5 protein-coding genes and 2 pseudogenes are annotated in these 14,623 nt (G+C 60.0%); 6 read left to right on the forward strand and 1 reads right to left on the reverse strand.

All coding sequences use genetic code 11. The annotated features are described in order from the left end of the window. The 4 genes and pseudogenes from RMO57_RS12315 to RMO57_RS12330 form a co-directional block, all read left to right on the forward strand. Window positions 1–298 (forward strand): annotated as a pseudogene (locus RMO57_RS12315) (FAD-dependent oxidoreductase); the annotation flags it as partial. Between the two features lie 915 nt (window positions 299–1,213). Next, entirely contained in the window at window positions 1,214–3,451 is a 2,238-nt protein-coding gene (locus tag RMO57_RS12320) for a type I secretion system permease/ATPase (RefSeq protein WP_310387009.1), read from the forward strand. A 179-nt stretch (window positions 3,452–3,630) separates the two neighbouring features. Further along, the gene (locus tag RMO57_RS12325) at window positions 3,631–4,992 is read left to right on the forward strand and encodes an HlyD family type I secretion periplasmic adaptor subunit (protein ID WP_310387004.1); all 1,362 of its coding nucleotides are present in this window, start codon (window positions 3,631–3,633) and stop codon (window positions 4,990–4,992) included. Between the two features lie 390 nt (window positions 4,993–5,382). Next, entirely contained in the window at window positions 5,383–12,993 is a 7,611-nt protein-coding gene (locus tag RMO57_RS12330; protein WP_310387006.1) for a calcium-binding protein, read from the forward strand. A 344-nt stretch (window positions 12,994–13,337) separates the two neighbouring features. Here RMO57_RS12330 and RMO57_RS12335 read toward each other — a convergent pair whose 3' ends face one another. Next, window positions 13,338–13,625, reverse strand: a complete 288-nt coding sequence (locus RMO57_RS12335; RefSeq protein ID WP_310387008.1) for a hypothetical protein — start codon at window positions 13,623–13,625, stop codon at window positions 13,338–13,340. Between RMO57_RS12335 and RMO57_RS22010 the strand changes: the two genes are divergently transcribed. Then, entirely contained in the window at window positions 13,512–13,811 is a 300-nt protein-coding gene (locus tag RMO57_RS22010) for a type II toxin-antitoxin system RelE/ParE family toxin (RefSeq protein WP_414896417.1), read from the forward strand. The genes RMO57_RS12335 and RMO57_RS22010 overlap by 114 nt on opposite strands. A gap of 671 nt (window positions 13,812–14,482) precedes the next feature. Beyond that, window positions 14,483–14,623: pseudogene (locus RMO57_RS12340) on the forward strand (amidohydrolase family protein); the annotation flags it as partial.

A 14,623-nucleotide genomic window follows, 5' to 3' on the forward strand; every position in this document is an offset into this window, starting at 1 on the left:
CGACGTCAGCCACGACATGATGCCGCGCATCACCCGGCCCGATCCGTCGCAAAGCGTCTGGTATGCCGTGGGATACGGCGGCAACGGTGTCTCGTTCTCGACCTGGGCCGGCAAGCGGCTGGCCGAGCGCATCGCCGGCCAAGATGCCGGACGCGCGGTGTTCCAGCTGCCGATCTATAGCAGCGAACTGGAGTACCCCAATATTTTCGGACTGGTCCGGTCGCAGGCGTTCGCGCCGTTTCGCAGACTCGGACAGCGCTTCCTGTACAAGTGGTATTGGTTGCGCGACGAGAAGTAGGAGCGCCGGTCGGCGGAGTCCGGCACGGTGGGACTCCTTGGCCAGCCGAGGATCGAGCGGAGTCCGTGAGGCAGAACAGGCGTCGAGAACTTCGCTTCGGACGGGGTCCGGGCATTCAACATCTCGGATGGCGTGCTCCAAACCGGCTGTTGGCTGGTGCGAGTCAATATGGAGATCAGACCTTCAAGCACGCTTCCGACCTGCACATGACCGCGTATCATGATCCAGATCTCTGCTATGGATGAGTGGGATGCCGACAGACCATAATGCCTGGCGCCTTCCGCATTCTCATTCAATGACTGCTGGATCACTTTCCCATAAATCCTGAGCCTGACCCTGTTCGAGACAAACCCAATAAATCAACTACTCACCCAACCTCCGACCGATTCAAACGCGAGTTCCGAGCCTCACCAACTTGTTCTCTTCTGAAAAACGTTGGGACATTACTGATGATTCAATTTGCTTGATTGCCGTCGGGTATTCCCTGTTCGTGAATTGCAGGCAAGAACGGAGAATTGCGATCAATGAATACGAGCACGCGTCGATGAGTCGATTCTTGTCAGTGGATCGCAAGACTTCATGTTTTTTGCCGCTGTCAGTGGATGAATGGTTGACAGACGATGAATGGGCGCGCCTTGTCGTTGCAGTCATCGATACTTTGGATTTGCGTAATGTCACGCGTCAGAATGCGAGGTGCAACTCAGACGCGCACCAATTAGTGAGTCAGTTGGGCTTGCTAATTTCCCGCAAGAGCACCATGACAAGATTCCGCCCAACACCGTTTGTGAAAAGACGTGCGGCTCGGATATCAACACCTGCACGGACTCTAGACCGGCGGCCTCTCAGGGCACAGTCGAGTGACCGGTAATTCTGGCGCATTGGTATCCAACCAGGACGATACAAAGCCTGATCGGGCTGGATCGGGCTGGATCGGTCGGCGGCGCTCAGGCCGTAGGTCAATCCAGTGCACCATCACGCGGTGCAAGCGCCGATGCGGCTCTGGCCGCGTTGTGTGTCGTTGCACGTTTTCACCAGGTGGCCGCCGACCTGGCAGCGTTGTCGCACCAATTGGGGTTGGCATCCAGCGACGCACTCACAGTCGAGGATTTGCTGCGGGCCGCCAAAGAGTTGGGACTCAAGGCCAAACGGGTGCGCACAACGGTGGCGCGGCTGGCTCTCACACCATTGCCGGCGTTGGCGTTGATGCGCACAGACGGAGACGGTCTGCATGTCGTGGTGTTGGCCCAATGCGACGCCAAGCGCGTGCTGGTGCAAGACCCGGCCGTCACTACAGACGGCGCCAGCAGTCGCCCCAAGATCGAGCCCATCGACCTGTTCGCGTCGCAGTGGACCGGTGAGCTGGTGCTGATCAGCAGCCGCGCCAGCCTGGCCGGTGCGCTGGCCAAGTTCGACTTCTCATGGTTCGTGCCGGCCTTGGTCAAGTACCGCAAGCTGCTGGGCGAGGTGCTGGTCATCTCGTTCATGCTGCAACTGTTCGGCCTGGTCAGCCCCCTGTTCTTCCAGGTCGTGATGGACAAGGTGCTGGTCAACAAGGCGACCACCACCCTGGATGTGCTGGTCATCGGCTTGGTGGTGGTCGTGCTGTTCGAGAGCCTGCTGACGTCCTTGCGCGCGTATGTTTTTGGCCACACCACGAGCCGTATCGACGTGGAGCTGGGCGCCAAGCTGTTTCGCCACCTGGTTCAGTTGCCGCTGGAGTATTTCCAGACCCGGCGCGTGGGCGACTCGGTGGCCCGGGTGCGCGAGCTGGAAAACATCCGCAGTTTCCTGACCGGCAATGCGCTCACGGTGCTGCTGGACGTGTTCTTCTCGTTCGTGTTCATCGCCGTGATGCTGTTCTACAGCGTGCCGCTGACCCTGATCGTGCTGGTCAGCCTGCCACTGTACTTCGGCCTGAGCCTGGCCGTGGTGCCTGTCTTGCGTCGACGCCTGGACGTCAAATTTGCCCGCGGCGCAGAAAACCAGGCCATGCTGGTGGAGACCGTCACCGGCATCCAGACCGTCAAGGCGACCGCCCTGGAGCCGGCCTTTGGCAAGCGCTGGGACACCCAACTGGCGGCCTATGTGTCGGCTTCGTTCAAGACCCAGACTCTGGCCACCGTAGCCCACGAAGGCATCAACTTGATCGGCAAACTGGTCAATGCCGCCACGCTGTGGTACGGCGCGCACCTGGTGATGGGCAACCAGCTCACCGTTGGCCAGTTCGTGGCCTTCAACATGTTTGCGCAGCGGGTGGCGCAACCCATCATGCGCATGGCCCAGCTTTGGACCGACTTTCAGCAAACCGGCATTTCGGTGGCTCGGTTGGGAGACATTCTGAACACCCGAACCGAAGTGCCTGCCACCGGCGCAGCGCAGCTGCCTGCGCTCAAGGGCCGCATCACGCTCGACAGCGTGAGTTTTCGGTACCGCCCGCAAAACCAGCTTGTACTGAGTGATGTCAGCCTGGACGTGCGGGCCGGCGAAGTCATCGGTATCGTCGGGCGCTCCGGCTCGGGCAAAAGCACGCTGACCAAACTGGTGCAGCGCCTGTACACGCCCGAGGCCGGGCGGCTGCTGGTGGACGGCATCGACATCAGCCTGATCGACGCCGCCCAGCTGCGCCGCCAGGTGGGTGTGGTGCTGCAAGAGAACCTGTTGTTCAACCGCTCGGTGCGCGAGAACATCGCCATCACCGACCCTGCCGCCCCGCTGGAGCATGTCATTCATGTCGCCCAGCTGGCTGGCGCGCACGAATTCATCAGCGAACTGACCGAAGGTTACGACACCGTGGTCGGCGAGCAAGGCAGTGGCCTGAGTGGCGGCCAGCGCCAGCGCATCGCCATTGCGCGCGCGCTGTTCACCAATCCCCGCATATTGATACTGGATGAGGCCACCAGTGCGCTGGACTATGAGTCGGAGGCCATCATCCAGCACAACATGGCGCGCATCTGCCACGGCCGCACCGTGCTGATCATTGCCCATCGGCTGAGTTCGGTGCGCAATGCCCACCGCATCGTCGTGCTGGACAAGGGCAGCATCGTCGAAGTCGGTGCACACGATGCGCTGTTGAACACACCCGATGGGCTGTACGCGCGTTTGTGGCGCATGCAGGACGGGCTCAAACCGGTTGACAAAGGCGACCTGACATGACCACTGGTGTGACGCCCCCCATGGTCCGTGCCGCCGTGCAGGCTGCGCCCGGTACCGTTGGGGCTGGGCCCGCCGAAACCCGGCAACAGCCCCGGCCCTGGAGCGAGCTGTTGGCCCGCTACTGGGCCGTTCTTGGCGCCGCCTGGACACACCGCGCCGCTCTGGCCGGACCACAGCGCATGGCAGACGAACTGGCCTTCCTGCCGGCCGCACTGAGCCTGCAGGACACCCCGGTTCACCCGGCGCCGCGGCGCCTGGCCTGGGCGCTGATGCTTTTGTTTGTGATTGCTATCTTGTGGGCATACTTCGGCCAGGTAGACATCGTGGCCGTCGCCCCCGGGCGCATCATCGTCAGCGACCGCACCAAGCTGATCCAGCCGCTGGAGGTGAGCGTGGTGCGCCGCGTACTGGTCAAGGATGGCGATAGGGTCGTCGCCGGGCAGGTGCTGGTCGAACTGGACGCGACCGTCGCCACGGCCGACAAGGCCAGTATCCAGGAGCAACTCACCACCGCGGCCAGTGAAGAGCGGCGAACAGCGGCACTGCGCGACGCGTTGCAAACGGGCGATTCACCGGCTGCCGGCCCGCAGTCTGCCAAGGGCAAGCAGCGAATTGCCAGCAAGCGCCTCGACCCCGACCGAACTGGGCCCGCCGAAGTGGCCCTGCAAGGCCAACTCCAATCCGAATGGCAAGACATCAAGGCCAAACTGTCCAAGTTTGACGCCGAAGCCAACCGCCGTCGCGCGGAGCTGGCCACTGTGAACCAGAGCATCGCCAAGCTGGATGCAACCATACCGCTGGCCCGCACCCGCGAGGCAGACTACAAGCGGCTTGTCGATAAAGGTTTTGTATCCAGCCACGCCACACAAGACAAGACGCGTGACCGCATCGAACTCGAACGGGACCTGCTGACCGCACGCGCGCGCATGGCCGAAGCCCAATCTGCACTGACGGAGTCGGAACAGTCCAAGGCCTCGTACCGCGCTGAAACCCTGCGGCTGCTCAGCGACCGTCATGCCCAGGCGGCCACCCGTCACCTGCAGCTCAACGCAGAGCTCAGCAAGGCCAGCCAGCGCGAACGCTTGACCCAGTTGACGGCGCCAGTAGACGGCATCGTGCAACAGCTGGCCATCCACACCACTGGCGGTGTGGTGACCGAAGCCCAACCGCTGATGATCGTGGTGCCCGATTCTGCGCAGGTGACGGCAGAAGTCAGCATCGCGAACCAAGACATCGGGTTCGTGAATGCCGGTCAGATGGCTGAGGTGAAGCTGGAGACTTTTCCGTATACGCGTTACGGCACGGTACCGGCGCGGGTGGATATCGTCACTGCCGATGCGGTGACTGATGAGAAGAGGGGTTCGTATTACCCGGCAACGTTGACCTTCAGCCAGAAAGACATGCTGATCGATGGCAAGCGCGTGAATTTGAGTCCGGGGATGAATATCACGGCAGAGATCAAGACCGGTCAGAGACGGGTGATTGAGTATCTGCTGAGTCCGGTGCAGCGGGCGGGGAGTGAGAGTTTGAGGGAAAGATAAACCGGTCCACGCCATTCGATCTGGGAGGCAATGGGGTCCATATTATTTACTTTTGAGCCGCGACCAACTGTGGATTGAACACTTATGGGCTGCTTACGGTGACTGAAGGTTAATTGATTATTGCAGAGGCTAATATGAGTCAAATATTCGACGTTTTGTATCAGATCCATCCCTGGTTTCCAGCAATCTATATGTTTATTTTTGCGGCTGGCTTGCTTGGACCTGCTATTTACAGCGCAACTAGGAAATTGCCTTACTCAATTTCAATTATTTGGCGAAACTCCAAGGGAGATGATTGGTTCGCTAAGTCAGTAATTGCAGCCTATTTCTTGCTTATTTTTTTGACGACTGTTTGCATGGTTCTTTCAATTTTTCTTTGAGTATCAATATATGACTACACCTATTTCAACTGGCATTACGATTTATTTGGATATTCAGGGCGCATCCATTGGCACCATCGACAATGTCATTCAGACCATAAATTCAGGTAGCACGGTCGAGTCCATTGCTGGGCTTAGCCAAGTAGTGGCAGCCATAACGGGGCCTGTCCCGGGTCTTGGACTGTTGACCAATACAGTAGCACTTACATTATCTGGAGTCACTTCGGACCCGAATGGTGCAACGATCGGACAAATTGTCACAGCAACAGGAAATGTATTGGCGATGGTTGCCGGGGCATTCGCCATTGCAGGGGTCGCAGTTCCTGCGTTGACTGTTGCGGCGGTGGTCTTGACGGTTGGAGGCGCTGCTTACAATTTCTATGAGATGTACAGGAAGCGCGAGTCTCAGGGCGCCACAATATCCGTCGAAGTAAATACTGCGTCGACTAGCGCCCTGAATTGGGTCGCCCCCCGCCGCGACCCCCTGGTCCTTGACCTCGACGGCGGCGGCATCTCCACCAGCGGCATCAACCCCGCAGCCCCGATCTACTTCGACCACGACGGCGATGGCACCCTGACCGCCAGTGGCTGGATATCGGCCGGCGAGGCCATCGTGGTACGCGATCTCAACGGTAACGGAACCATCGACTCGGGCCGCGAGCTCTTTGGCGACAACACCATCCTGACCCGTGGCCCCAATGCCGGCCAGCTGGCCGCCAACGGCTTTGCCGCCCTTGCCGATCTGGATGCCAACGCCAGCGGCGTTGCCGACGGAAAATTCGATGCCAACGATGTCGCGTTCTCCAGCGTCAAGCTGTGGAAAGACCTGAACCAGGATGGCATCAGCCAAAGCGGCGAGCTGTTCACCTTTGCGCAGCTGGGTATTGAAAGCATCAACGTCAGCGGCACGGCCACCAACATCAATCTGGGTGGGGGCAACACCCAGACCTTCAGCGGCAGCTTCACACGTGTGGGCGGGGAGACCGGCGCCAGCGGTACTGCTGATCTGGCGGGCAGCCTGCTGCTGGCCAATAACAACTTCTACCGGCAATTCACTGACGACCCGGTATTGACGGCGGCGGCCTTGGCGTTGCCGCAGATGACGGGCAGCGGTGCGGTGCGCGACCTGCGCCCGGCGATGAGCCTGGGTACGACGCAGGCGCTGGACCTGCAGACCAAGCTGACGAATTTTGCTGCGGACGCAACCCGGGACCTGCAACAAAGCCATCTGGATGCACTGGTGCAAAGCTGGGGTGCCACGAGTTCCATGCTGACTAGCATCCAGACCAGCACCATCCTGGCCAACCCGGCAGCGGGTGCTGGCTCCATCACGGCCGTAGCGCAGTTCGCGGCCAGCAACCCGACCCTGTATGCCCAGATCACGGCGCTGGAGCAGTTCAATGGCAACACCATCCTGGACAAATGGGTTCGCGCCAGCGGCAGCACCAACGTGGTCACGTACAGCGCGCAGCAGGAGGTCTTCATCCACCAGGCCTACGACGCACTCAAAGAGAGTGTGTACGGCGCGTTGGCGGTGCAGACCCGGCTCAAGACCTACCTGGACAGCATCGAGCTGGTGGTCGATGAAAACGGTGTTGCTTTTGATGCCACCGCGCTTGCGGCGGCGCTTGCCACCAACAGGACAGCCAACGAACGCAACGCCGTGCTGGACCTGGTGGACCTGAACAGGTATGCCGGGTCAACGCTGACGGCAGTCAACTTCGGCGGACTGTCCTTGCTGGATAACTGGATCGGTGCCCTGGCCGGCAATTCGCCGGTTCGTACGGAGCTGGCTTCTCTGGATGTGTTGGTCGGTACCGGCACCACCGGCAGCGCCAGGAGTGACATTTATATTGGAGACGGCGCGGCCAACATTTTCAATGGCGGCAGCGCAGACGACCTGATCTACGGCGGTGCCGGTGCGGACGTATTGTCTGGCGGCGACGGAGTCGACCTGCTCGACGGAGGTGCGGGTGACGACACGCTAAGCGGCGGACTGGGCAACAACACCTTCCTGTTTGGCAGAGGGGATGGTCAGGATGTCATCGTCAACGACATCAACGACACCACGGCAGGAAAGCTCAACACCTTGCGGTTCAAGCCCGGTGTGTTGTCTTCCGAAATTGTGCTCACACAGGCCTCCAATAGCTTGTCCATGGGCCGCGCGCTCGAAGTCTCGATTGCCGGCACCACCGACAAACTCACCGTCAATAGCTTTTTTTACAACGACGATACGGGCAACGGCTACAACGGCGTGCAACAGTTCGTCTTCGCGGACGGCACGGTTTGGGACTTGGCGACCATTCAAGCCAAGCTGTTTGCGGGGACTGACGGAAACGATGTGTTGCGTGGCACCGGTCTTGGTGAAACTCTCATTGGCGGCGCGGGCAATGACACTCTCAATGGCGCGGCCGGCAACGACATAATTGACGGTGGCAACGGCGTCGATACGCTGGAAGGTGAGACTGGCAACGACACCCTCAGTGGCGGAGCGGGCAATGATGTGTTGCGCGGGGGGGATGGCGACGATGTGCTGACCGGTGGCGATGGCAATGACGTGCTGAAGGGGAGTGCCGGCAATGACGTCATTGACGGCGGAATAGGTAACGATGTTCTCGGCGATAACACCAACTACGGTGACCCAAACTACGGCAACCAGAACTACGAGGGCCTTGGCAACGATACCTACCTCTTTGGTCGCGGCGACGGGCGCGACACGATCTTTGACAGGGATACCGCCGTAGGCAATGTGGACACCATCATGTTCAAGGCAGGTGTGGCACCGGCAGATGTGCGGGTTGCGCGCGATGGGAGCACATTACTGTTCAAATTGGGGAGCGACCTTGACCAATTGCTAGTCGCGGGCCAGTTTGACGCGGACGGTACCAGCACCAGCGGCTGGCAGATCGAGCAGGTCCGCTTCGTGGACTCACCCATGACCGTGTGGAACGTGGCCGACATCAAGTCCATGGCGCTCATTGGTGCGGGCGAAGACGACACCATCGTGGGGTTTTCCGGTGCAGATACCGTGCGTGGCGGCGGAGGCGACGATGGTCTTTCCGGGGGGCTTGGCAACGACTCACTGGGTGGCGACGCGGGCAATGACGTGCTGCAAGGCAACGAGGGTAACGACACACTCGACGGAGGCGCGGGGAACGACATTCTGGCGGGCGGCGTATACCTACCGGGGAGCAGCACGTATAGCGGTTCGGGCAACGATACGTATTTGTTTGGCAGGGGTGACTGGCAGGACCGCATCTACGACGACGACAGCACTGCTGGAAATCTGGACACGATCATTTTCAAGGCCGGGGTGGCCGTGGCCGACATCCAGGTTTCCCGTGACGTCGATGCACTGATAATGAAAATCGCAGGCACCGGCGACCAGCTACGCGTCGAGGGCTACCTCGGTAACGACGGTAGCAACGGCTGGCTAATCGAGGAAATCCGATTCGCCGATGCGCCCGCCACCGTATGGCGATATGCCGACGTAAAGGCCAAATTGCTTGCTAGCGGCATGGGCAACGATACGCTTGTGGGCTTCAACAGTGCAGACGCAATCAGCGGGGGTGTTGGCAACGATTCCCTACAGGGCCAAGGCGGCGACGACATCCTCCAGGGGGATGCAGGCAGCGACGTGTTACAAGGCAACGCAGGCAACGACACCCTCGACGGAGGCGCTGGCGACGACATTCTGGCCGGGGGTATTTACCAGCCGGCTACATATACCTATACCGGCACGGGCAATGACACTTACCTGTTTGGCAGGGACAGCGGACAGGACCGCATCTTCGACGTGGATACCACGGCGGGGAATGTGGACAAGATCGTGTTCAAGACGGGTGTCGCCGTGGCGGACGTGCGCGCTCGGCGCATTGGCGATGATCTGCTACTGGAGATCGTCAATACAGACGACCAACTGCGAGTGGCGCTTTACTTTGGCGGTGGCGGCACCAATGGCTGGCAAGTCGAGGAAATCCGCTTTACGGATGCACCGGGAACGGTATGGACCGTGGCGGGCCTCAGCGCACTGCTGCCTTTGGGCGAGGTTGTCGTCTATAACTTCGGTGTCAACACATTCAACGGCGGAGATGGGCAGGACTTCGTCACCGGGACCACCGCAAACGATAGTTTGAGCGGCGGCAAGGGCGACGATACCCTGGTCGGTGGCAGCGGCAACGACCAGCTCACGGGAGGCGCCGGTGCCGATGGCTTGATTGGGGACGCAGGATCTGACCAGCTGGATGGTGGTCTCGGTGCTGACAACTTGCAGGGTGGGGAAGGAGATGACGTCTTGATTGGCGGCTTTGGGGACGACATCCTCATAGGTGGGCGATTTGGTTCTGGCGAAACTTACTACGACACTGTTGGCAATGACACTTACCTGTTTAGCCGGGGAGATGGTCAGGATCGCATCTATGACAGAGACAGCAGCGCGGGCAACCTGGATGTGCTCGTCTTCAGTGCCGGTGTGGCCCCCACCGATGTGCAAGCCACCCGCAACGGCAATGCACTGGTGTTCACGATCAATGGTACTGGCGATCAGGTGCGTGTGGAGAACTACTACGGAGGTAGCGATTGGGAGATCGAAGCGGTTCGCTTCGTCGACGCTCAGGCTGTTGTGTGGATGACTGCCGATTTCAAGGCGATAGGGCTGGCGGGCAGTGGTGGTGACGACAACATCACTGGGTACGCCAGCGCCGACACCATGAACGGTGGTGGCGGCAATGACAGACTGTACGGGGGCCTCGGAAATGATATTTTGAGCGGTGGTGATGGCGATGACACCTTGACCGGCGAGAACGACGACGACACGCTTAGCGGTGGCGATGGCAACGACAGCTTGTATGGTTCCTTGGGTGTTGACTGGCTCGACGGCGGCGCGGGCAACGATACGCTACAAGGTGGTGACGGCGCCGACACCTTGAACGGTGGCGCGGGCAACGATCTTCTGGCCGGCGGCATATACGAATACTGGAACGGAACGTACACGTACAACGGATTTGGCAATGATACCTACCTGTTCGGCGTAGGCGACGGCCAGGACACGATCTGGGACATGGATGGCACTGCCGGCAATCTGGACACGATCAGCCTGAAAACGGGTGTCACCCAGGCCGACGTACGTTTTGCCAAAGTGGGCAATACCCTTGATCTGTTCCTCGCCGATAGCGGTGACAAATTGACGATGAAAAACTTCTTCCTGTCCGCGAGTTGGAAGATCGAGCGCATCGCATTTGCCGACGGGGCCTACTGGGATCTAAGTGGCGTCCAGGTGGGTTCAGACATCGACGATATCTTGGTCGGTACTGGCAACGATGACTTGGTCTATGCTGGCGGTGGCAACGACAACCTCCAGGGCCAGGGTGGCAACGACGTGCTGTTGGCAGGGTCGGGAGATGATGCGTTATGGGGGGGCGACGGGGATGACAAACTGTTTGGTCACGAAGGGGCCGATTCGTTGAATGGCGGCACCGGCGCGGATCGCATGGAGGGCGGCGCGGGCAACGACGTATACGTAGTGGACAACGTGGGCGACATAACCTACGAGATCGCTGGTGGAGGCACCGATACGGTGCTCAGCGACGTCAGCCACACGTTGCGGGCCGAGGTCGAGAACCTGGCTCTGACAGGCTCGGACGCTATCAACGGCACAGGCAATACGGCTGCAAATGTGATCACTGGCAACAGTGCCAACAATGTACTGACTGGAGACTCCGGCAACGACACGCTTGAAGGTGGAGAGGGCAACGACAAACTGTACGGTGGTGATGGCGACGATGTGCTCGTTGGCGATGCAGCCTCGGAGACCGGGGCGCCGACGCAGGTCAACAGTCTGACGATCTACGCCAAAGGAAGCATCTGTGAAGGTGTTTGGCCGATCATGGAGGTGTGGATTGGTGGCGCGCTGGTGCAGACGTTCGACGTTGCGACGAGTGATTTTCTGGCCTACACGGTCACGGCGCCACTGGGCATGTCGGCTGCCAACGTGGACTTGGTGTTTACCAATGACGCAAGTCGTCCCGATCTGGGACGGGACCGCAATTTGTTCGTGGACCAGATAGAGGTCAACGGTCGAACAATCGATGCCAAGACGGCTGGAGCCTACACTGATTTTGGTGTTGGTGCGACCGCGTTCGACGGCTTCAATACATATTCAGCTTATGGCACCTTGAGCGGTGACGGCGCGATTCGCGTTGGCATTAATGGCGGTGACCTGCTGGACGGAGGCGCCGGGGTGGATACGATGACAGGCGGCTTTGGCAATGACCTGTATGTCGTCGACAGCCTGGGCGATACGGTGGTCGAACAAGCAGGAGGGGGACACGATATCGTGCGGGCCTCCGTTAGCCATACGCTCAGCGCAAATGTGGAAGACCTGGAGCTGACTGGCACAGCCAGCATCGACGGCACTGGCAATGTGGGGCAGAACACGTTGCGTGGCAATGCTGGAGCCAACCGCCTCGATGGTGGCCAGGGTGCGGACTTCATGGCAGGCGGTGCAGGTGACGATACGTATGTCGTTGACAACGTCAGTGATGTCACCTACGAAAACGCGGGCCAGGGGACCGACACGGTCTTGAGCAGCATCAGTCTTACGTTACTCAACGAAGTCGAAAACCTTGTGTTGACGGGCAGCTCCGCCATCAATGGCGTTGGCAATACGCAGGCCAATGTCATCATCGGCAATGGCGGCGACAACATCCTGGACGGTGGAGCCGGTGCCGACATCTTGCTTGGAGGCGGTGGAAACGACGTTTTTGTTGTCGATGACATCGGAGACGCTATTTCCGAAGACGCCGACGCAGGAACGGATACCGTGGTGAGTTTCGTATCGATTGCACTCGCGCCGAATGTCGAGAATCTGGTGTTGGCGGGCAGCTCCGCCATCAATGGCGTTGGCAATACGCAGGCCAATACCATCATCGGCAATGGTGGTGACAACATCCTGGACGGCGGCGCCGGTGCCGACATCTTGCTTGGTGGCGGTGGAAACGACGTTTTTGTTGTCGATGACATCGGAGACGCTATTTCCGAAGACGCCGACGCAGGAACGGATACCGTGGTGAGTTTCGTATCGATTACACTCGCGCCGAATGTCGAGAATCTGGTGTTGACGGGCAGCTCCGCCATCAATGGCGTTGGCAATACGCAGGCAAATACCATCATTGGCAATAGCGGCGACAACGTTCTGGTCGGCGGTGCGGGTGCAGACACGCTGATTGGCGCGCAAGGTAGTGATACGTATTGGTTGGGGCGCGGCTTTGGGGTCGACAAGGTGTTTGACGACAGTCTTGCAACAGGCAGCGCCGACGTGGACGTGGCGCGCTTTGACGCTGACATTGCAACCGATCAGCTCTGGTTTCAACAGGTTGCGAACGACTTGGAAGTGAGCGTGATCGGTACCGGCGACAAGCTCGCCGTACTCAATTGGTACTTGGGGAGTCAATTCCACGTCGAACAGTTCAAGACCAGCAATGGCCAGACCCTGATCGAAAGCCAGGTACAGAACCTGGTCAGCGCCATGGCGGGATTTGCACCGCCTGCGGCTGGCGAGACCACGCTGTCGGCAGCTTACGCCAGCCAGCTCAATCCGGTGATCGCGGCGAACTGGCAGTGATCGGCCCCGCCGCCCGCCAGCCGATGTGAACGCCAGCGCCATGCGAGGCGCTGCCGTCGGGCAAGCCGCCGCAGGAGGGCCGGCGGCCATGCCAACGCAATGCCGCCGGCCCTCAGGGGTAGAGCCCAGGCGCAAAACCGAGGCCATTTGTAAGCATCCGGCCTACCAGGGCTTTGTATCCAGCTACGCTACGCAGGACGCACGAGATGCTCAAGGCGTCTACACACTTGGCCTCGCGGCAGGTAAGCGCTACGCGTTCGACGTCAAAGGCTTGCGGGAGTACCATGTAGCCGATGCAGGTTGCTACTGGAACTGTTGTGGCTGGGCGGCTGATCGTCGAGGGGCTAGATCTCCCGGACGGCGAAACGCTTGTCGTGTTGACGCGTGAGACGGAAGACGCGGTTCAGCTTACTTTGGAAGAGGAAGCGAAGTTGGTCGAAGCGATCGAAGAAGCGGACCGCGGGGAAACAATTTCCGCTGAGGAGCTTTTTGCTCGACTGGACCGTCTGCGTTAGGCCATGCCGCGCAGGCTGCGTGTCGCGTTTCGAGCTGCCGGTGAGATCGAACGGGCCGAACGGTGGTGGCTGGAGAACCGGCCGGCTGCACCAGATGCGTTTCGCGCCGATCTTCACGGTGCATTTGGTCTTTCGCTACGCCAACCCGGAATCGGCACTCTAGTTGGCAATGCAAGGGTATCGGGCGTGCGTCGCCTTCACCTCGGCCGCATTCGATACTTTGTCTATTACCAGCTGCGCGGCGATGAACTTACTGTGCTTTCAGTCTGGCACGCAAACCGAGGCAAAGGGCCATCGCTGTGAGTGAGTGAGTGCCTGCGTGCGATCGAACAGGCTGTTCCGTCGGATGGCCTGCGGCGCCCGATGACCGCCAGCGTTAAGGCCTCGCAAGGCGACGCGAAACGACGAGGGTCAGAAGGACGAGGGTCGGATTGACCTTGTACCATCAACATGCAATGTATCGAGCTGACCCTCTGGTTCCTTTTTTTTGGTTCCTCCAGCAGCCGGCCCGCCATATTCGCAAACTCAGGGTGCAGCAAGGACAAACGGCAAGTCTCTGACGGCCGGCGGGAGCCTCGACTCCGCGCGCGCCGAGCCCGCCGAAGCAGCATTGCAGGCCCAACTCCAATTCGAATGGCAAGACATCAAGGCAAAGCTGTCCAAGCTCGACGCCGAAGCCAACCGCCGCCGCCCAGAGCTGGCCACCGTCAACCAGACCATCGCCAAGCTGGATGCAACCATACCGCTGCCCGCACCCGAGAGGCAGACTACAAGCGGCTGGTCGACAAATGTTTTGTATCCAGCCACGCCACACAAGACAAGACGCGCGAGCGCATCGAACTCGAGCGCGACCTGCTCACCGCACGCGCCCGCATGGCAGAAGCCCAGTCTGCTTTGACGGAGTCGGAACAATCCAAGGCCTCGTACCGCGCTGAAACCCTGCGCCTGCTCAGCGACCGCCATGCGCAGGCGGCCACGCGATCACGCTGGGCCCGGCCTACACCCTCAAGCTCGACCATGAGATCGGCAGCATCGAGTGCGGCAAACGCGCCGATTTCTGCGTCATGGAAGACGACCCGCTCGCGGTGGAGCCGGCCGTACTCAAGGATGTGCGG

This window comes from Roseateles sp. (assembly GCF_031397715.1).
In the GTDB taxonomy this organism is placed as follows: Bacteria; Pseudomonadota; Gammaproteobacteria; order Burkholderiales; family Burkholderiaceae_C; genus Paucibacter_A.

Bases quoted from the DNA above. Each gene is read 5' to 3' on its own strand.
- RMO57_RS12325 (WP_310387004.1), top strand. From the start codon at position 3,631: ATGGCAGACGAACTGGCCTTCCTGCCGGCCGCACTGAGCCTGCAGGAC.
- RMO57_RS12330 (WP_310387006.1), top strand. From the start codon at position 5,383: ATGACTACACCTATTTCAACTGGCATTACGATTTATTTGGATATTCAG.
- RMO57_RS22010 (WP_414896417.1), top strand. From the start codon at position 13,512: ATGCCGCGCAGGCTGCGTGTCGCGTTTCGAGCTGCCGGTGAGATCGAA.